22 protein-coding genes are annotated in these 18,897 nt (G+C 42.4%); 2 read left to right on the top strand and 20 right to left on the bottom strand.

From position 1 onward, the window contains the following. Nucleotides 1-5 precede the first annotated feature (5 nt). The 12 genes from AX677_RS02055 to lepA form a co-directional block, all read right to left on the bottom strand. Nucleotides 6-554 carry a putative immunity protein gene (locus tag AX677_RS02055; protein ID WP_060975997.1) on the bottom strand — a complete coding sequence of 183 codons (549 nt, stop codon included), beginning with the start codon at nt 552-554 and terminating at the stop codon, nt 6-8. Nucleotides 555-670: 116 nt separating this feature from the next. Next, complete coding sequence (gene kphA, locus AX677_RS02050) at nt 671-910, bottom strand: RNA-binding protein KphA (protein ID WP_002895313.1); 240 nt, start codon at nt 908-910, stop codon at nt 671-673. A gap of 19 nt (nt 911-929) precedes the next feature. Then, a complete protein-coding gene (rpsP, locus tag AX677_RS02045) occupies nt 930-1,202 on the bottom strand; it encodes a 30S ribosomal protein S16 (RefSeq protein ID WP_002895310.1) in 273 nt (90 codons plus the stop codon). A 230-nt stretch (nt 1,203-1,432) separates the two neighbouring features. Continuing rightward, on the bottom strand, nt 1,433-2,122 hold the full coding sequence (locus AX677_RS02040; protein ID WP_060975996.1) for a YjjG family noncanonical pyrimidine nucleotidase: 690 nt from the start codon (nt 2,120-2,122) through the stop codon (nt 1,433-1,435). Between the two features lie 190 nt (nt 2,123-2,312). Next, nucleotides 2,313-3,239 carry a DNA repair protein RadC gene (locus AX677_RS02035; RefSeq protein ID WP_060975995.1) on the bottom strand — a complete coding sequence of 309 codons (927 nt, stop codon included), beginning with the start codon at nt 3,237-3,239 and terminating at the stop codon, nt 2,313-2,315. A gap of 53 nt (nt 3,240-3,292) precedes the next feature. Continuing rightward, the gene (locus AX677_RS02030; RefSeq protein ID WP_060975994.1) at nt 3,293-4,126 is read right to left on the bottom strand and encodes an AraC family transcriptional regulator; all 834 of its coding nucleotides are present in this window, start codon (nt 4,124-4,126) and stop codon (nt 3,293-3,295) included. An 88-nt stretch (nt 4,127-4,214) separates the two neighbouring features. Then, complete coding sequence (locus tag AX677_RS02025) at nt 4,215-4,709, bottom strand: YkgJ family cysteine cluster protein (protein WP_002909597.1); 495 nt, start codon at nt 4,707-4,709, stop codon at nt 4,215-4,217. Nucleotides 4,710-4,876: 167 nt separating this feature from the next. Next, a complete protein-coding gene (locus AX677_RS02020) occupies nt 4,877-5,521 on the bottom strand; it encodes a hypothetical protein (RefSeq protein WP_082730191.1) in 645 nt (214 codons plus the stop codon). Between the two features lie 104 nt (nt 5,522-5,625). Then, nucleotides 5,626-6,417: a nicotinamide riboside transporter PnuC gene (pnuC, locus tag AX677_RS02015; protein WP_002895303.1), complete on the bottom strand. Its 792-nt coding sequence runs from the start codon at nt 6,415-6,417 to the stop codon at nt 5,626-5,628. Nucleotides 6,418-6,856: 439 nt separating this feature from the next. Then, nucleotides 6,857-7,009 carry a hypothetical protein gene (locus AX677_RS09590; RefSeq protein ID WP_082730190.1) on the bottom strand — a complete coding sequence of 51 codons (153 nt, stop codon included), beginning with the start codon at nt 7,007-7,009 and terminating at the stop codon, nt 6,857-6,859. A gap of 26 nt (nt 7,010-7,035) precedes the next feature. Then, nucleotides 7,036-7,350, bottom strand: coding sequence for a hypothetical protein (locus tag AX677_RS09475; protein WP_156445972.1), 315 nt, complete (start codon nt 7,348-7,350; stop codon nt 7,036-7,038). Nucleotides 7,351-7,453: 103 nt separating this feature from the next. Further along, nucleotides 7,454-9,277, bottom strand: a complete 1,824-nt coding sequence (gene lepA / locus AX677_RS02005; RefSeq protein WP_060975991.1) for a translation elongation factor 4 — start codon at nt 9,275-9,277, stop codon at nt 7,454-7,456. 122 nt (nt 9,278-9,399) lie between these two features. On the opposite strand from lepA, the gene AX677_RS02000 reads away from it, so the two are divergent. Next, nucleotides 9,400-10,215, top strand: coding sequence for a Cof-type HAD-IIB family hydrolase (locus tag AX677_RS02000; RefSeq protein ID WP_060975990.1), 816 nt, complete (start codon nt 9,400-9,402; stop codon nt 10,213-10,215). 77 nt (nt 10,216-10,292) lie between these two features. On the opposite strand, the gene AX677_RS01995 is transcribed toward AX677_RS02000, so the two are convergent. The 7 genes from AX677_RS01995 to AX677_RS01965 all read right to left on the bottom strand — a co-directional run bounded on the left by AX677_RS01995 (nt 10,293) and on the right by AX677_RS01965 (nt 16,750). Beyond that, complete coding sequence (locus AX677_RS01995) at nt 10,293-10,868, bottom strand: NADPH-dependent F420 reductase (RefSeq protein WP_060975989.1); 576 nt, start codon at nt 10,866-10,868, stop codon at nt 10,293-10,295. A 367-nt stretch (nt 10,869-11,235) separates the two neighbouring features. Continuing rightward, nucleotides 11,236-11,601: a TIGR02328 family protein gene (locus AX677_RS01990; protein WP_060975988.1), complete on the bottom strand. Its 366-nt coding sequence runs from the start codon at nt 11,599-11,601 to the stop codon at nt 11,236-11,238. 51 nt (nt 11,602-11,652) lie between these two features. Beyond that, entirely contained in the window at nt 11,653-12,747 is a 1,095-nt protein-coding gene (gene hemH / locus AX677_RS01985) for a ferrochelatase (protein WP_060975987.1), read from the bottom strand. Between the two features lie 195 nt (nt 12,748-12,942). Then, entirely contained in the window at nt 12,943-14,226 is a 1,284-nt protein-coding gene (locus tag AX677_RS01980) for a glycosyltransferase (protein ID WP_060975986.1), read from the bottom strand. Beyond that, entirely contained in the window at nt 14,195-14,842 is a 648-nt protein-coding gene (locus tag AX677_RS01975; protein WP_060975985.1) for a hypothetical protein, read from the bottom strand. Before AX677_RS01975 ends, AX677_RS01980 begins: the two co-directional genes overlap by 32 nt. Further along, nucleotides 14,835-15,977 (bottom strand): glycosyltransferase, encoded by a 1,143-nt coding sequence (locus AX677_RS01970; RefSeq protein ID WP_060975984.1) that lies wholly within the window; start codon nt 15,975-15,977, stop codon nt 14,835-14,837. The genes AX677_RS01975 and AX677_RS01970 overlap by 8 nt, the downstream gene beginning before the upstream one ends. 2 nt (nt 15,978-15,979) lie before the next feature. Then, nucleotides 15,980-16,750, bottom strand: coding sequence for an SDR family oxidoreductase (locus tag AX677_RS01965; protein ID WP_060975983.1), 771 nt, complete (start codon nt 16,748-16,750; stop codon nt 15,980-15,982). A gap of 139 nt (nt 16,751-16,889) precedes the next feature. On the opposite strand from AX677_RS01965, the gene pepT reads away from it, so the two are divergent. Further along, nucleotides 16,890-18,113 carry a peptidase T gene (gene pepT, locus AX677_RS01960; RefSeq protein WP_060975982.1) on the top strand — a complete coding sequence of 408 codons (1,224 nt, stop codon included), beginning with the start codon at nt 16,890-16,892 and terminating at the stop codon, nt 18,111-18,113. Between the two features lie 46 nt (nt 18,114-18,159). Here pepT and AX677_RS01955 read toward each other — a convergent pair whose 3' ends face one another. Next, nucleotides 18,160-18,819 carry a DUF6572 domain-containing protein gene (locus AX677_RS01955; protein ID WP_060975981.1) on the bottom strand — a complete coding sequence of 220 codons (660 nt, stop codon included), beginning with the start codon at nt 18,817-18,819 and terminating at the stop codon, nt 18,160-18,162. Between the last annotated feature and the right edge of the window lie 78 nt (nt 18,820-18,897).

Below are 18,897 nucleotides of genomic sequence, written 5' to 3'. Positions count from 1 at the left end.
CCATTCTACAGCTCATTTATACTTTTCTGCCATTCTTTGGCTAATTCTATCTGTTGCTTTCTTTCTCTGATAACCGCTTGCATATCATCTGGACTCTGCAGATTTATTACTTTCACTGCATAATCAGCCGAGACAATGGCATGACCTCGCATGTGGGCTGTTGCGACCGCTTGGGCAAAGACACGCGCGGCATACTTACTGACTGGTGATTTAGCTTGCTGAGATAGCTGCTGAGCCAAGAAACCAGCCTTTCTCAGCTCATAGGCAGAAACATTTCCCGCAAGTCGTGCTTCAAACACTTCCTGAACTCGAGTCAAGATTTGCTGTTTTTTTAGATTGTCACCAATATTTATCAAAGCTATAAAGCGAGTAGCATGTTCCATTGCCCATTGAGCAAGCTGCTGCTGAGGAAGCTGTGCCAAGATTTGCTCCAGTTCCAATCTTTTCTGACCGTCATCAAGAATCTTTATCTTGTAAGGACTAGGCAGACTCACTTGTCCATTCTCATAACACTCTCGTTCATGGGTGTTCCAAGCGAAATCTTCTGACTTCATATTTCCTCCGTTTCCACGCTTCGATGGGCATCAATTTCTCTAAGCTCACTTGAGAGCTGCGCACTCAGTTCGCTAAGAGAAATAGAAAAAAACGAGACACACCGGTCCCGTTCTTCTTACTTCTCATCAATAACGATGCGAACTTTTTTGTATTCAGTTGGGACAGAGTAAACAATCGTCCTTATAGCGGAGATAGTACGACCTTTACGACCGATTACACGTCCAACATCACTCTGATCAAGATCTAGGTGATATTCTAAAAATTCAGGTGTATCCTCAATCTTGATAGTTAAGGCATCTGGCTGTGAAATCAAAGGTTTCACTATCGCAATAATTAGATTTTCAATCGTGTCCATATGTCAACCTACACTTCTATTATTTAGAGTATTTTGAATCGTGGAATTTCTTCAATACGCCTTCTTTTGAAAGGATGTTGCGTACAGTATCAGAAGGTTGTGCACCATTACCCAACCACTCAAGGATACGGTCTTCCTTCAAAGTCACTTGGTTTTCAGCTACAAGTGGGTTGTAAGTACCAACTGTTTCGATGAAACGTCCGTCACGAGGTGAACGTGAGTCTGCAACATTGATACGGTAGAAAGGTTTTTTCTTAGAACCCATACGAGTCAAACGGATTTTTACTGCCATTATTAAGGTCTCTTTTCTTTATTTTTTTCTTTTGGTGAAATAGCAGAGCTATTAAGCACATGTTCTATTATAGCAGATTAAAAATAGCTGTCAAGTTTTTTTCTTGACAGAGTTAAAAATTTTTTAGCTATGTCTTTTCACCTTAAAAACGCAATGCGTTTTTACTAGCTTACTCGATATAAATATATTTAAGAGAAAACAAGGCAAGGATTTTTTCATTTACAGTCTCCTTATGGAACCAATAGTCTAATAATATCGTCATAAGAATAGGCGGTATAGGTCGGTTGAAAAGGACTTTCATTTTCTAGCTGCTTGGGATTGTACCAGATAGAGTCTAGTCCAGCATTATTAGCGCCAGCAATATCTGCCGTCAAGGAATCTCCAATCATCAAAGTCTGAGACAGGGCAAAATCTGGTATCTGCTCTGCTATTTTTTCATAAAACAAAACTTCAGGCTTCTGAGTCCCCATCTGCTCCGATATAAAGATATGGTTAAAATAGGGTGAAATGTCGGAATGGGCCATGCGGCCAGTCTGAATAGCCGTGATGCCATTGGTCGCTCCGTAAATCTCATAATCAGCTGCTGTCAGACTGTCCAACAACTCGCTAGCACCAGCGTAGGTTTGTCCTTGCTGAGCGATATGCTGTTGATAGAGGAGAGCTAACTCAGCGCCATCCTTCTCAATGCCAAAATGAGCAAAAAGACGAGAAAAGCGGGTGTTGACCAGCTCCGGCTTGGTAATTTTACCCTGCTCCAGTTCTCGCCAAAGCCCCTTGTTCATGGGAATATAATAGTCTTTGTAAGTCTGAATCTCCGTTACGCCCTGCTCCTCCAAAAAATGAGTTAAGGCAATGTCTTCCGCCGTATCAAAATCCAGCAGCGTATGGTCAAGGTCGAAAAGTAGAAATTTGTATGACAAGGTAGAAATCCTTTCTGTAACTGTAGTAGCTTCATTATACCACAAGCTACAAAAACCAGCCCCTCAAAAATGAAGGGCTGGTTTCTGATCTATTTCACCACTGGTATCCAGACTCTCATTTGATAGTTTGGTGGCTCTTGTTTTGATTCAGCTGCATTTCCAAACAGCATCTTCATTTTTCCCACTTTTTCTACTCTTCTTTATAGTGAATGCACAAATCTCTAAATTTATTATCTAGCGCTGCAATGCCAAACAAGACTTCTGATAGTTTCTGGTAATCTTCCTTAATACAAAATAGATGAGCTTGGCCAAACAATTTTGCTAAATTTACTTTTATTTCAGATCTGACCGTATCGTGGTCTTTTAAGAACTTGCTCATGTATAGATTTCTGATAGAAGCTAATTTGAAACTAAAGTATTGATGAAGATGCTTTTGTTCTTCATTCAAGCCATTGTCCGCTACCGACTTAGCATATCTTTCGATCACATTCTCCTCGCCATCTTCATATTGTTGCTTCATCAACATAGATGTTTTCTGGTAAATCTCTTTGGAAGTAGGAGATTTGATTTTTTTAAAGTTTCCCCACATGGAGAAAGAACCTCTTTTATAGTCGATATTTTTAGCTTCCCAGGCATTCGCAAATTCTGACAAACTCATTTTCATACAAGCAAAACCCGCTGGATCATGGAAATAGATAAACTCATCATCTAGATCATAAACTGAAACAAAATGGTCCGCCTCATACAAATGAATATGATTGGGATTATAAGTGAGATAACCCATGTCCAAAGGGCCAAGAACAACTGCCCCACTAAGTAAGAACTTACTTAACATTTCTCTGATAGAGAGAAGATTCACCTCATTTGAATCCTTTATATAGTATTCATCATATGTAAAGCCTAGAATGTCTAAAGAATGACTGATAGAACTATCTGGCATCCCATTATCAAAGAAGACTAGCGGGTGTTTTTCATCTTCCTTTACAATACTAGCGCCATTTCCCATTACCATAATGGCTTCCAAAAACTCAGGGCGAACATCATAACCATACGAATGCAGCACCATCGCAAGTGAATATGTATAACAAAGAGAAACGTCCCCAAAATACATCAGCATAGCATCATCCTCCTCTGTAATCAACGCCTAAAAAATGACTTGCAATCACCATTTTATTTCACCACTGGAATCCAGAGTTCCATTTGATAGTCTAGGGAGGACATGTCTCCCTCGGTGTAAACTTCAAAATCTGGTGCTCCTGAGTGGCGATAGCCAGTTTCTGGGAAAAAGACTTCTAAGACGTATTTCCAAGCATGGTGGATGCTGGCTGGTATAGCTCCCTTGACTGGTACGATGGCATATTCAGCTTCTGCGATTTCTTTGATTGACAGACCTAGTTCTTCTGCTTTCGCTTTATCCGTCACATCATAAACGGCCATATAGTTGATGATTTCGCCTTCTTTGACATCCGAGCATACACCAAAGGATTGGCCGCTGCCCACACTTTCTAGGCTTTCAAAACTGTGATTTGCATAGAGCTGCTCCCAAGCAGACGGGCACTGGCTATTGTCAATAGCTTCCAATAGGACGCCTGCCACGGTAAAAGCAGGTTTCTTTTGAATCTTGATATCCATGTTCTTTCCTCCTGTAATCTTTAATGATAATTGAAGTCTAGGAAAGACGCGATAAGGTTTTCCATTTCGAACTTCTGAGGGAGTCGCACCATGGAATTTCTTGAAGGCTGCGCTGAAAGCATCCGCAGAGTCATAGCCGTATTTCATCGCTATGTCAATGACTTTCTCAGAGCTTTCCCGCAAGTCTATCACAGCTTCTGACAGCCTGCGATTGCGCAAGTATTCTGCTAAAGTCATATCTGCTAGAATAGAAAAGAGCCTGCTAAAGAGAGCATAAGAATAGCCCGATAGCTGCTGGAATTTCTGCAAATCCACTTCTGCGTCCAGCTTACTTTCCAGATATTCCATGGTTCGATTGAATTGATGCATCATATTCTTTTCTTCTTACCTCCTATCTATAGTCTAACAGATATAAGATACTTCCGCCCTAGAATTTTTGTACAAGATTTAGAGGGGGATGTTACAACCTATCCCGCAGCTTCTCCACAAAAAGATAAGCCGCTGGGCAAGTCAGGGTGTTTTTGATTGTTAGATGATTAATCTGATGAATCTTCTTGCGGTCTGTATGAGGGAACTCTCGACAAGCCTTTGGACGGACATCGTAGATCGAGCAGAGATTGTCTCCACCTAAAAAAGGACAAGGCATAGATTTGAAAACCTTGTCACCGTCTTCGTCCACCTGTAGAAACTCCTCTTCAAAAGCCGGCAGCTTCATCTTGAAATACTTGGCAATACGGACAATATCGGCTTCCTTAAAGTCTGGTCCCAGAGTCTTACAGCAATTAGCGCAGGCTGTACAGTCAATCTCCTCAAAGACCTCATCATGGATTTGCTGGGCAATCTTATCAAGGTTTTTTGGGGGCTTTTTCTTGAGACTGGCTAAAAATTTTCGATGCTCTTTCTGCTTCTGCAGGGCTAGCTGATGATATTTTTCAAGGTCGATTTCTTGGGTCATATATTTTTCTTTCTGAATTCAAATTCTTTTTATTATATCATAAAATGAGCCTTCTTAAATCTTATCAAACTCAAAGAATATGATATATTCCATCTCACAAAAAAATCTGAGAATAAGTCCCAGATTTGCTTTTTATGAACTTAGAGAGTTATCATCAAATGCCGTCGCTAAATGCTTTTTCCACCGTCCTTGCTGATGCTCCATGTATCTTCAATATAGGGGATAAATTCATACAGAGTGTCTTCATCGCCTTCAAAGGACATCATATAGACCTTATCGCCTTGTTTGAAGACCCAAACCGTTAGATTTTGAGTGGATTTTAAAATAACATTAATCTGAAAGGCTTCATTTCCGGCTACGGTACTCTTTGCTCCCCAAAAGTCATCGACTTCCTTATTATCCTTCCAGTGGTAAGCGATCCGCTGGGCAATGGTTTCAGCGTTGAATTCTTCACCTTCTCCAATATTGGCTTTTTCTTTTGTATAAGCGTTCATCGTGACAATGTTATAGCCACTTCCATCCGTATACTGGACGCTGTCGCCACCATCTACGTCTGTAAACTTAATCCAATTATCAGGAATACTAATATAGCCATAATCATCAGAGCCAACCCGCTGCGTACCAGTAGTCTTTGACGAATCTTTTTCTTTACGACTGCTACTACTTGTATCACTGTCATCTCTCAGGGAAACTCGACTGGAAGAATCAGATGCTTTCCGACTGCTATAACTCTTAATAAGGCTACAAGAGGACAGGGAGAGGCTGGCTAAGATTATCAGGGAGAGCAGAAAGTACTTCTTTTTCATGGTCATTCCTTCCTAAATCTAATAAATTTTACTAATACTAGTTTACCATATTTTTAGGACGGAAGGAAAGAGAGACATTGTCGCATCCGATTTTTTTTCTGTTTATAGGACTATGCTTTTTTAGCAGCCTTATTCCACTGGTACCATCCTACCAAACTGTTGATTAAATAGATTAAATATTTCCCTTGAATTTGAAGGCTTTCACCCCACCAGAGGTAGATAGAAAAAATATTGGTCGCTGCCCAGAAAATCCACTGTTCGCGATAAACAGCCGTCATCAAGATTTGTCCTACACCATTTGTCGCATCTGTGATTGAATCTCTATAAGGACGATTGGCACCCACAGACTGATAAATCAAGCCAAAGACCAACCACCAAAGCACACTAAGCGATAGATATTTTGTCCATCCTTTGGCATCTAGCTTACGAGCAACAAACTCTTGCTTTTCTTTTTTGAACTGACCTTGGTAAATCCACACCAAGAGCCCAATTGGCTGCATGATGGTAAAGTAAAGAGTCGTCAGGACCTCGCCATAGAAGCCTTTCTGCAAAGCCAAAATCAAGTAAATCACAGAATTAATCAAACCAAAGAGGTAATTGCTAGCCCGTCCTTCAGAAACGAAGATCACACAGATAATCCCAGTCAGACTGCAAATCATCCCTGTCCAATCCACGATGCGATGTTCATATATCAGCTCCAGCCAGAGCGGAAAACTCCCTAGAATCAAGAGATAAACCCATTGACCTAGACTGCGATGAGCAAACAGATCGTCCCAGATAAGTTTCAAGGTACCAGAAAAGCCGAGCTTCTTCATACTAGTCACCATTCGTTTATAGCCACCAGACATTTCAGAAAGCGTCAGCTTCATGTTTGCGATTTTCTTTTGGATATAAGTATTCATTCTTTCTCCTTTTGTTTTTTAAGAGCCGTGTCAAATTGACTTACGGATGCAACGCTCTATTATTTTCGAACACGCACAAGATTTGTCTTATGCAGTGTTCACATTTTATCATATTCCTATTTCAGAAAATGTCAAGTAAAATCTAAAAAAGATTTCCTAACGTTCGGATTTCAAGAAAAAACCTACAAATTTTTGTAAGCCTTCTTACTTAAATTTGATAGTAGTCGAACGTTTTTTGATTAGTTACAATCTTTTTGTGAAACATAATAAATGCATCATTAAAATTTGACGATTTATGATTGCTATAATTTTCATTAGACTATAAGTAACAAGAGATAAGTCGTTCAAGACCATCAGGAAGGTTTGAAAACATTTTTGAGATTAGGGCATTTCATAGCTGAAAATGTAGAATAATGAGCAAACTAGTCTCAAATAAGTATCAACTCAAATAGGAAATTCCTAGAACTATTGCGGTAAGAACAAAACCAATAATGGAAAAGATTATTATTAGCAACCTAAAGATTCTATCATAGCTAGCATAACGCTCTACAAAGGCTTTTTCAGGCTTCTCAGGATTATAATAAACCGTCATGGCTGAGCCTTTTGGGAATATTTCTCTTAACTGTAAATTCTTTCCAGCGCTAAGAATATATTTCCTGTCAAAGGCATCTTTTTGTTCTTTTTTCTAGAATTTTCTACATAATAAGCATATTCAAATTTTTTTCTGTATGTTTCCCCATTCACGAGATATTCTACAATAGGCAAAGGGATAACCATTTCATTACGATTATCATAATCTACCACTATACCTGAAATTTTAGCAGTACATTTTTTCTGAATATTCTTCTCCCGTCGATAGAATAGGTATAAAACTAAATTTGTAAGGCCAATAAAGAAACTTATGGCTACAATCATGATAATCGTTTTATCCAAGATTTGACTCACACTCCTATTTCCTAGCTCGGGTGAAAAACATTAACTGGTTTTTCCTTCGCATTTATAATCCAGGGCTTAGGCGAATAAAGTCCACCGGACTTTATTCCTCATCCATACTCAGGACACTGAGGAAGGCTTCTTGTGGGACTTCGACAGAGCCGATAGCTTTCATCCGTTTTTTACCGGCTTTTTGTTTTTCTAGGAGTTTGCGCTTCCGAGAAACGTCACCACCATAACACTTGGCCAAGACATTCTTACGCAAGGCCTTGATGTCTGTCCGAGCCACGATTTTCTGTCCGATAGCGGCTTGAATAGGTACTTCAAACTGCTGACGAGGAATGATTTTCTTGAGCTTGTCTACAATCAGCTTACCACGCTCATAAGCAAATTCCTTGTGAACAATGAAGCTAAGAGCATCAACCTTGTCGCCATTGAGGAGAATATCCATCTTAACCAGCTTGGACGAGCGATACTCAGAAATTTCGTAGTCAAAGCTAGCATAGCCACGAGTAGAGGACTTGAGCTTGTCAAAGAAGTCAAAGACGATTTCAGCAAGCGGAATTTGATAGATGACATTGACCCGATTATCATCGATATAGTCCATGGTCACAAAGTCACCGCGCTTGCGCTGAGCCAACTCCATCACTGCTCCGACAAATTCCTGCGGCACCATAATCTGCGCCTTGACATAAGGCTCCTCGATGGAATAAATCTTGGTCGGGTCTGGAAACTCGCTCGGATTGGACACATCAAGGGAGGCACCGTCCGTCATATTGACCTTATAGATAACCGACGGAGCCGTCATGATTAAATCAATATTAAACTCACGCTCCAAACGCTCCTGAATAACATCCATGTGCAGCAAGCCCAAGAAGCCACAACGGAAACCAAAACCAAGGGCTTGAGATGTTTCTGGCTCAAACTGCAGACTGGCATCGTTTAGCTGAAGCTTTTCAAGTGCCTCACGCAGGTCATTGTATTTATTGGACTCAATCGGATAGAGACCAGCGAAGACCATCGGATTCATCTGCTTGTAGCCAGCTAGTGGCTCTGCAGCTGGATTGTCCGCCAAGGTCACTGTATCCCCGACCCGAGTATCCTGTACCGTCTTGATAGAAGCTGCGATATAACCAACATCCCCTGTCGCTAGGAAATCGCGTCCAATGGCCTTGGGAGTAAAGATGCCAACCTCTGTTACATCAAAGGTCTTGCCATTGCTCATGAGCTGAATGGTATCTCCCGGCTTGACCACACCATCCATAACCCGCACTTGCAGAATTACCCCACGATAGGCGTCATAGACCGAGTCAAAAATCAAGGCCTTGAGCGGTGCTTCTACATTTCCAGTTGGAGCTGGAACTTTTTCCACAATCTGCTCTAAAATTTCCTCAATTCCGATGCCAGCCTTGGCAGAAGCTAACACGGCTTCGCTAGCATCCAACCCAATCACGTCTTCAATCTCTGCCCGTACCCGCTCTGGATCCGCAGCTGGCAGGTCAATTTTATTGATAACCGGCAGGATTTCCAAGTCATTATCCAGCGCTAGATAAACATTTGCCAAGGTCTGAGCCTCAATCCCCTGAGCCGCATCCACGACCAAAATGGCCCCTTCACAGGCCGCTAGCGACCGCGATACCTCATAGGTAAAGTCCACGTGTCCCGGCGTGTCAATCAAGTGGAAGATATAGGTTTCACCGTCCTTGGCAGTATAATTGAGCTCGATGGCATTGAGCTTAATGGTGATACCGCGCTCCCGCTCCAAGTCCATGCTGTCTAAAAGTTGGGCCTGCATTTCTCGGCTGGAAACCGTCTCCGTCGCCTCCAAAATCCGGTCGGCTAAGGTTGATTTCCCGTGGTCAATGTGGGCAATGATGGAGAAATTGCGGATCTTCTCCTGACGTTTTTTCAAATCTTCTAAATTCATTTTTCTCATCCTTTTAGGGTATTCTATTTATTATAACACAAGACCAGTGATTTTTCCTATAGACTCGGACTTTCTCTATAAATTATGCTATACTAGTCAGAGAATAATTTTGGAGACACTTTATGATTAAAATTCTTGCACTTGATATGGACGGCACCTTGCTCAACAGCAAAAAAGAAATTCCCCAGGCTCACATTGAAGCTCTACACCGAGCTATTGAAAAAGGAGTCAAATTGGTTCTCTGCACTGGTCGTCCCTTAGTCGGCGTCAAGCCTTATTATGACAAGCTGGGCCTTGCACAAGAAAACGAATATGTTATCGTGGACAATGGCTGCGCCACTCACCAGACCAGCGACTGGAGTCTGGTAGACTGGCAAGAGCTGAGCGGTCAGGATATTCGCTATCTCTACTCCCTGTCTGAAAATAGCCCTGTCCAGCTGACTCTCTTTGATGAAGAGCATTATTTCGTCGTCGGAGAAAAAGCCAGTTCCTATGTCGTGAATGATGCTAGCCTAGTATTCACCACTCCAACCGAGATTAGTCTGGAAGAGGCTTGCAGCGGTAAACACAGAATGTTTCAAGCTATGTTTTTAGGCAGCCAAGAGCAAGTAGATGCTTTTGAAGCCGACTTTGGCCAAGAAATCTGCCAGCGTTTCAGCGGTGTTCGCTCCCAGCCAGTCATTTACGAGGCCATGCCGTCCGGTGTGACAAAAGCCTTTGCCCTAGAGCGATTGGCTAAACAATTGGACGTCAATCCTCAGGAAATCATGGCAATTGGAGATGCTAACAACGACATCGAAATGCTGAAATATGCTGGCCTCGGTGTTGCCATGGGCAATGCTTCAGACCATGTCAAAAGCCTAGCCGATGCCGTAACAGACAGCTGCGAGGAACATGGGGTCGCTACAGCTATCGAGAAGTTTATTTTGAACTCATAAAAGTATAAATCCCCAGAAGTAAAACTTCTGAGGATTTTGTTTTCAGTCTAAGAATTAGCCCGCTTTGAGGCTATTTTTTATTTAATAACAGCAAAACCAGCTGTCCAGTTGATTTTCTCACGTACGGCAAGTGTTATTTGCAAGAATCCCATTGCCTCTAATTCACGGGCACGTTTGAGCTCGCCCGCATCAATCGTATCTAAACCACCTTCTTGGATATATCCAGCAAGAATCTTCTTAGCTTCTTGGTCAGCCGATGCCAATTGAACAGTTGTTTTTTCTTTACCTGCGACTTGTTTCGAAGCAATTGTCGCCGCAAAATTTGTATTAAAAGCTTTGACCACACGAGCTTCAGGAATCAACTTAGCAATTTCTTCTGCTGCTGAACTCCCAGCCGGTGTAAGCAATTCATCCATATTCTCAAAGTTTACAGGGTTAGAAATATCTACTAAGATTTTTCCAGCGAGCGATGCTTTATTAGCTTCAAGAATGCTTGCAATTGCGGCGTATGGAACAGCCAATACAACAATATCACCCGCACGTTTTGTAAGACCTTCTTTACCTACAAAATCAACTTCATGTCCACCTGAAGTGAATACACTTGCGATTGCTTGTCCCATATTTCCTTGTCCAAAAATTGTAATGTTTGCCATAATATGTTCCTCCTTTAAAGTTACAAATTTTTATTGTAATATTTTTTGTTACATCTAAAATTATAACACATAGAATTGTAATTTCAATAATTACAACTCGGGAAATTTAAAAAAATTTCAAGTTCCTAAAATCACTAGTATTTTTTCCAAAATAACATACAAAAAAGCTAGTCATAATATCTAGACTAACTATGTTTAGGGAGCAAACATATTTTAGAGTTTAGCAGCCCTTGAATTGCTTCCCATTTTTCGAGAATGAAACAGTCACTTACCAAGACATTCGGCAGTTTTGAAAACATGGACTTGAAACAAAAAAGGAAGAGTGCTGTATCTTCCTTTTTTGTGCTATGGTCTTGGCACTTGGAAATCAGACAATATCTATCCCCTTCTCTTTCAGATTTTCCAAGCATTCTTGCAGATAGGTTGTGTCATGCTCCGGATAAATGGGATGTTCGAGCTCCTCAGCCGGCAACTTCTGGTAAGGCGGGCAGGTCTTGCCACGGTAGTCCTTATCCAGCCAAAGGCTATCCGGCTGATAGCCCCGTCGTTGCATCTCCTCCATAATCAAGAGATGATAAGCATACAGGCAATAAGGGCTGTGCTCAAAAACATAGTTGACCGTCGCATGCGGCTTGCCCCAACCTCGTCCACGTAAGGCTGCACACTCTCGGTGCTGGCCTAAAAGCTGCTGGCGCGGAAGTTTTTCAATCAAATCTTGGTGCCAAAGTCTCACAGTTTTCTCCTTCTAGAATAATCTTATAAAATCATCAACGAATATGAACAATCATCTCTTGGGCAGCTTTCCTGCTTTCTCCAGCATTTTCTTGACAAAATACGGCATCTTAACATTCTCGCGCCCTTTTTTCTCAATCAGTTTCTTGACGAAATCTGGCATTTTCAGCTCTTCATCCTCTGCAAGAATCTGGCTGCTCTCCTCCGACGGCTGCAATTCATCGAAGGTTTCTTCTTCTGGAAAGCATTCTTTGAAGGGTTCATGCTCATGGCGGCGGATAGTTTGAATCAGGGCCTCAATTAAACGGTCGTCTGCATTGGGCATAGGCGGTCTATGATAAGCAACACCCAGTTCATCGCAAAGTTCCTTACACTCAACATCATTGTCAAAAAGAACCTCTATATGCTCACTGATAAAGCTAATCGGCACAAAAATATAATGCTGCGGATGTGCTTCTTGCTGGCGCATGTAGTCCAGCACGTCAGGTTTGATCCAAGGGAGTCCGATGTCACTCTCACTTTGCCAAACATTGAGATAATCCTCTTCTGTCAGACCTAACCTTTCAGCAATCAAACGGGCATTGTCATAGATCTGATCAATGTAAGGATCTCCGAAATCCAAGGCCAGAATAGGCACACTGTGGGCTGAGAAGAAAATCTTGAAGGTCTCTTCTCTAACCTCTTCTGTAAGAATCTTTCTCAGCTCCTCTGACCAATAATCAAGAATAGCTTCTTCCTGATACCATTCCTTAATGATATTAAAGCGAATGGAATCACTCTGGATAAACTTCTCATAGCCCATGACAGAATAGTAAGAAAAATGAGGCTCTAGAATCAAACAGATACATTCCTCAATACCATCTTCTTCCATCTGCTCAATTACATCTGGTATAAAAGGACGTGAGAATTTATTGGCAAAATAAACCTCATACTCACCAGACAAACGCTGACGGACCTTTTCCACCTCTTCTAGACTGATACGCTGCAGAGGCGTTCCACCGATGAGGACATAGTTATCATAAAGGGTCTGAATCTCATGGTCTTGCGGTCTGACGCCGCGGCGAATATTGGTAAAAAATTCAGCCACTCCCTCAAAGCTAATCTCCTCTGGCGAGCCAAAAGTCATCATTAGAATTGCTTTCTTCATCATCTTTCCTCTTCAGTCACTCAGAGAAAGCCAAGTTGACTTTCCAACGACTTTCTTGTAATCACTTTCATTTTAACATCTTAAAAAAGACTTGAATAGACCAAAAAACCTATTCCTTAAAAAGAATAGGGAAATTTAATAATTCAGATACTTTAATATTGGAAGTATGCTTTAATAGTTTGTTGAGTTTTCCAGTTATAAATCAACCTTAAGCAACCGCCCCAGCTCTTGATAGAGAATCTCTGTAGGCTGATATTCTTTGCTTTGCTGGGCAAGAGTTTTCAACTTAGACCAGTCCGTGCGATCCGTCAATTCCTTAAAAAGGCGCAGCACTTCTGCATCGTTCTTTCTGCGAGAAACCAGCCCCACCTGGGCAATCTCAGCACGAACGGCATTGTCAAACTGGTCATAATCCTGCGGCAAAATGAGACTGGGAATCTCATGCTCAATACAGGCCATCATGATACCCGTTCCTGCGTGGTGAATAGCAAAATCTATCTTATCCAGAATGTCGGTATAGGGCAGATAGTCAAAGAGCAGCAAGTTTTCCGCCAGTTCGCGCGGAGGATTTCCCAGACCACTAGCTTCACCCAAGGTAACGTAAAATAGGTAATCTGGGTAGAGATGACTCAGCTTTTTCGCTCTTTCCACCATGCGCTCCTTCTCCCATTTCAAATGCGTACCGCAAGTCACTAAAACCCGCTTCTTATCGGTCTCAAAATAAGACTCATGTGCTTCAGGCAGACGATCAAAGGACAGGCATTTGTAGCCAACCCAGCGAAGATGCTTAGGAAAATCATCTCGAAACTCCAGCTCTTTCATGCCCAAAGCCAAGATAGAGTAAGGCGAGTAAATAGCTTCTGTGCCGTCTTCCCTATAGAGTTTAAAATCTTGATAGTCTCCCAAACTCTTCCGAACTAAAGCAAAAGCCATTTTCTTTCCACAGCGAATAACTTGCCTGCCCAAGGCATCTCTGAACTTGTATAAGGCACCCTGATGAGGTTTCCATCCTCCCAAATAGGTCGGCGTTGTCGTCCGGCACTCAATCGCAACCGGACTCGGAATTGTGGTTATCCAGGGGATGTCAAAGCGATCAGAAATCAGACCTGCTGGTGAAGCAACAAAATCTGCTATGACCAAATCCGGTTTACCACCCTCCTGCCAAATTCGATTTAATTCGTCTATAACCTCTGGAATTAGTCTAGAATTGGCCCGAAACTGCTGATAGGCAATCAAAAGATTGCTTTGCTGCGGAGTATTGGCGATGTCTTCCATCACTGTCGGTCTTTCTGGAAAGAGAGCCAGACAGTCAAAACCAATTTCCTCTACTAGCTCTTTCTTTTGGCAGCCAGTGATGACCCGAATCCGAAAACGCGGATCCGTCAGCAGAGGCTTGACTAAGGTCAAAGTAGGCAGCAAATGCCCACTAAATGGCACACTAATCACATCAATCTTTATCACTTTTTCTAATCCAGTCATAAACTAATCCTTTCACATCTTCCCTGTATTCATAATCAAAATGATTGCTATCCACTATCACATCAGCTGGATGGCCATCTAGAAATCTGCTGTAAATATCCTTCTTTCCCTTAATGACCAGTATGTCAATATCCTTGCGATTTAGGAGTCTCCGTGAAACAGGCCCCAGCGCAATCACTCTCAGTCTGAAGGGCAAATTTTCCTCACCCAAGTCCTCCAGCCACTGTGTCAGCATATTGAGCCCCGAGCTCTTGCAGATAATGACAGCCTCCTCAGCATCTAGTAAAGGAGACAAATGCCGTTGCAAAGCCTCCTGAAAGCGAGAATTGTAGAGAGTATGCCAATAGTAACGGATATTGGAAATGGAAGCATTCAGCAAGGAAACTTGGGCTTGTCGCTCGTGCTCAAATCCCTGATTAAATGGAAAATTACTAGCCACCACTGAGAAATCTGGTGGACAAATCTGCTCAAGAAACTCAAGCTGTCCTGATGTCAGACTAGCGCAGTCCAAATGACTGCTGCCACTGAGAAAAAGCAAGACCTTGCTAGATTTTAGTAAGGTTTGGTCTGGCGACAGAGCATCCAACTTATCCAAGTACTGCTTCATCTTACTCATAGCGGATTTTCCCATCCGTCACTCGAATCTTCCTTCCCCGCCAGTTAATCACCCGCGGACTGAGCAAGATATAGAGGAAAAGCCAAGGCAAGAGTAAATCATTCAGGACTTCGTAGAACACTTCATCAGGATGCGGTTGAGTAGTTAGGATAAGGCGACGATAAGCCAGCATCCAAACCGCCTTGACTAAGAGCAAAAGCAAAGCCAGCAGCACAAAAGGCCAGCCAAGAAAGAAACTAATGAGCAAGGTAGGAAAGGGCAGAAAACTAGGCAGAACAATTAAAATAATAACCTTCCAGTCCAAGTGCTCCTTCAGATAGATAGAGCTAAAAAGCAGCCAACGCTTCATTTGCAGCAGATATTGCTTGGCATCCTTGATAGTGGTCCGAACATTACAGGTCACCCGCGTCTGGATAATCTCCACTCCCTTGCTGCGCAGAAAATCTGCTACAGCTAAATCATCACATAGATAGTCTTTAATAGCACTGAAGAGCTTCTGCTCCCTAACCAGTTCAAGTGGCAGGATGTAGAACATTCCATTAATCGAGTGATTTGCTTTGACTTCTGCCATGGTAAAATAGGTAATGAAAGAATTTCCATTGACAAAAGCTGCCACTAGCTTGGACCAGAAATTACTTCGCTCTTGATTATAGGGAATACCGGTCAAAATAACATTCTCACCTAGATGAGCTGTCAATTCTCCCATTTTTGAAAAATCAATGACGCTGTCGTCGTCGAGAACAATCAAATAAGGTCGAGTCAGCTCATCTATAATCTGCTCAATCTTATAACTCTTAGGATTAATCCCCTGGGGGACATCCTCCATGAGAAAAATGCGAATGCGCTGGGCATAAGAAGGATTTTGACAAATCTTGTCAGCCACTCGCTGCGCCTCTGGGTCAGACTGATCAATCAGCCAGTAAAACTCAACTGCTTCAGTCTGTTGGAGATTGGCTAATAAATCATTTTCCAAACGAGGATCACCAGATAGGATGGGCTGAACCACCGTATAAAGCTCCTCTTGAAAGTCTGATGAAGAGCTCTGCCCTTTTTTCAAATAAGCCAAAGACAAGAGCCAACGCAAGATAAAGAGAAGCAGGTAAGCAGATGTCAGCAGGAAAAAAATAAGTTTCATGTTCAAAGCCCCTTTCGTAGATACGCGCCAATCAAACGGATAATCCATCTTTGCGGAAGTAGTCTCATGAGCCAAGCCAATAGTCGATATCTCTTGCCCACTATAGCATAGGAACGGTCTTGCTGAAGGAGTCTGATGATGCGTCGTGCTGCTATCTCCGGGCTCATCTGCAATTTACCACCACCCAAAGCATTCTGTAACTCTGGAGGAAAGATAGAAGTCCGAACCGGTCCCAGTATATAAAGACAAACTGTCATTTCAGAGCCTTTGAGGCGCAGCTCTTCTTGCAAGGCTAGACAGTAGGTCTGCAAAGCGGCCTTACTGGCGCTGTAAGCTGCCAGATAAGGATGGGGACAAAGTGCCGCTAGTGATGAAAGCTGGACAAGCCTTACCTTGCAATTACGCTCCGCAACTTGCTTGATCAGTCGAATCGGTGCCTGATAATTAACCTGCCAGAGGGCATTTTCATCTGCTTCCGAAAGAGATAGCGCTGGACCAAAGTTCGCCAGACCGCAGCAATTAATCAGTAGATCTGCCTCTAGCTGCTGAGCAAAATCGTCTACCGCAGCTGCATCCAGCAAATCCAAAACTCTGCAGGAAAGCTTAGCTCTAACTCCAGACAAGTCCTCTTGCAGCTGAATGAGCTTAGCTTCATCTCTGCCGACCAAAATAAGCTGGTTTGTCCTTTGAGCCAGTTCTCTAGCCAGCTGACGACCTATACCTCCCGAAGCCCCCAAAATCACAGCTTTGCTGATTGTTTTTTCCATTTGCATAGATATAGTTTACCAGATTTTGACAAGATATAAAACTAATTGCTAGATTTTACCTCTACCCTCAAGAAACGAAAAACATTTCTCACTCTCTCCTGAATATGCTAAAATAGACTTAAATGAATTGAAACAAGGAGCATTTATGAAATATCCTAATCTTTTAGAGCGTTTTCTGACTTATGTCAAAATCAACACGCGCTCAGACGAGACATCTACTACTACGCCCAGCACCCAGAGTCAGGTGGACTTTGCCAAAAATGTCCTCATCCCTGAGATGAAGCGGGTCGGCTTGGAAAATGTCTACTACCTGCCCAATGGCTTTGCGATTGGAACTCTGCCAGCCAACGACCCTAGCTTTACCCGCAAAATCGGCTTTATTTCTCATATGGATACAGCCGACTTCAACGCAGAAAACATCCAGCCGCAGGTCATTGAAAACTATGATGGCGGTGTGATTCCGCTGGGGCAATCTGGCTTTAACTTAGATCCTGCGGACTTCGCCAGTCTCCATAAATACAAGGGCCAAACCCTGATCACAACTGACGGAACGACTCTTTTGGGAGCAGATGACAAGTCTGGTATCGCTGAAATCATGACGGCTATCGAATACCTGTCTACCCATCCAGAAATCAAACACGGAGAAATCCGAGTTGGCTTTGGTCCAGATGAGGAAATCGGTATCGGGGCTGATAAGTTTGACGCTGAAGACTTTGATGTAGACTTTGCCTACACAGTAGACGGCGGACCTTTAGGCGAGCTCCAATACGAAACCTTTAGCGCCGCTGGAGCAGAACTGACCTTCCAAGGCCGCAATGTCCATCCAGGAACTGCTAAAGACCAGATGGTCAATGCTCTGCAATTGGCTATTGACTTCCACAACCAGCTGCCAGAAGCAGACCGACCAGAGAAAACTGAGGGCTACCAAGGCTTCTACCACCTGATGAACCTGACTGGTACTGTCGAAGAAGCTCAAGCTAGCTACATTGTCCGCGACTTTGAGACAGAGGCTTTTGAAAATCGCAAAGCTGCTATGAAGGTCATTGCTGATAAGATGAACCAAGAGCTGGGCAGCGAGCGCGTTATCCTGACCCTCAAAGACCAGTATTACAACATGAAGCAGGTCATTGAAAAGGACATGACACCTATCCATATCGCCAAAGCAGTCATGGAAAGTCTGAACATCCAGCCTATTATCGAGCCTATCCGTGGCGGAACTGACGGCTCTAAAATTTCCTTTATGGGCATCCCAACTCCCAACCTCTTTGCCGGCGGCGAAAACATGCATGGCCGCTTCGAATATGTCAGCCTAGAAACCATGGAACGCGCTGTCGATACCATCATCGGTATTGTTTCCTATCAAGAGTAAAAAAACGAAACCACAGAAGTTCACGAGGGATTTCTGTGGTTTTTTCTCACTCTGGTAATTCTATCTTCAAACTCATATCCGTATTCTGCAATGTCTTCTGAACAGCGGCGAGAAAGGCTAGACCGTTGTCAGATGGAGAATACTGGAAGGTGATATGGATGACTTTCTTGTCAAAGCTATCGCCATATCTCTCCACATATTGCTTACTTTCGAGGAAGTAGATATAGTTATTGAGTTTTTCTTGCAGAATTTCCAGATGGACTGCCTCTATTTCTTCCTGCCAGTCAACTGGATCAACTAGAAGAAGCTCCAAATGATTATCAACTGTACCAATGGTGTCAAGTTCAGTTGGCTTGAGTTCTGAAGAGATGGCTTGAGTGACGATTTGGGTAAATTCTTCTGCTGTAAAAAGACGACGACTATTTTCAGGGTTTTTTAAAATAAAAGAAGGATGATTTTCGATGAAGAGCTTACCAGACTCATCTTGTGTATATTGTTTTTTAGATTTCCAAAAACCATATTGCGCATAATTCATCAACTCTTTGCCAGTATGTTCTCCCGACATATAGCTTTCTGCAACTTCTTTGGGAATTTCTCTAATCACTTCTGGGCAGGTAATATTAAAAGTTGGATAACGCAAGAAATACTTATCCCCATCTTGACAGATTTCCAACATATCTTTTTTGCTTAAATAAATTGTTTCCATTACATCACCTTCACTAATTGATACCTATCTACTAATCATTTATTAATGTTATCAAAACATTTGATCTCATATCGACTT

The organism is Streptococcus sp. CCH8-C6 (assembly GCF_001557225.1).
Taxonomy (GTDB): domain Bacteria; phylum Bacillota; class Bacilli; order Lactobacillales; family Streptococcaceae; genus Streptococcus; species Streptococcus sanguinis_C.
This window is presented reverse-complemented; position numbering and strand designations above follow the sequence as displayed.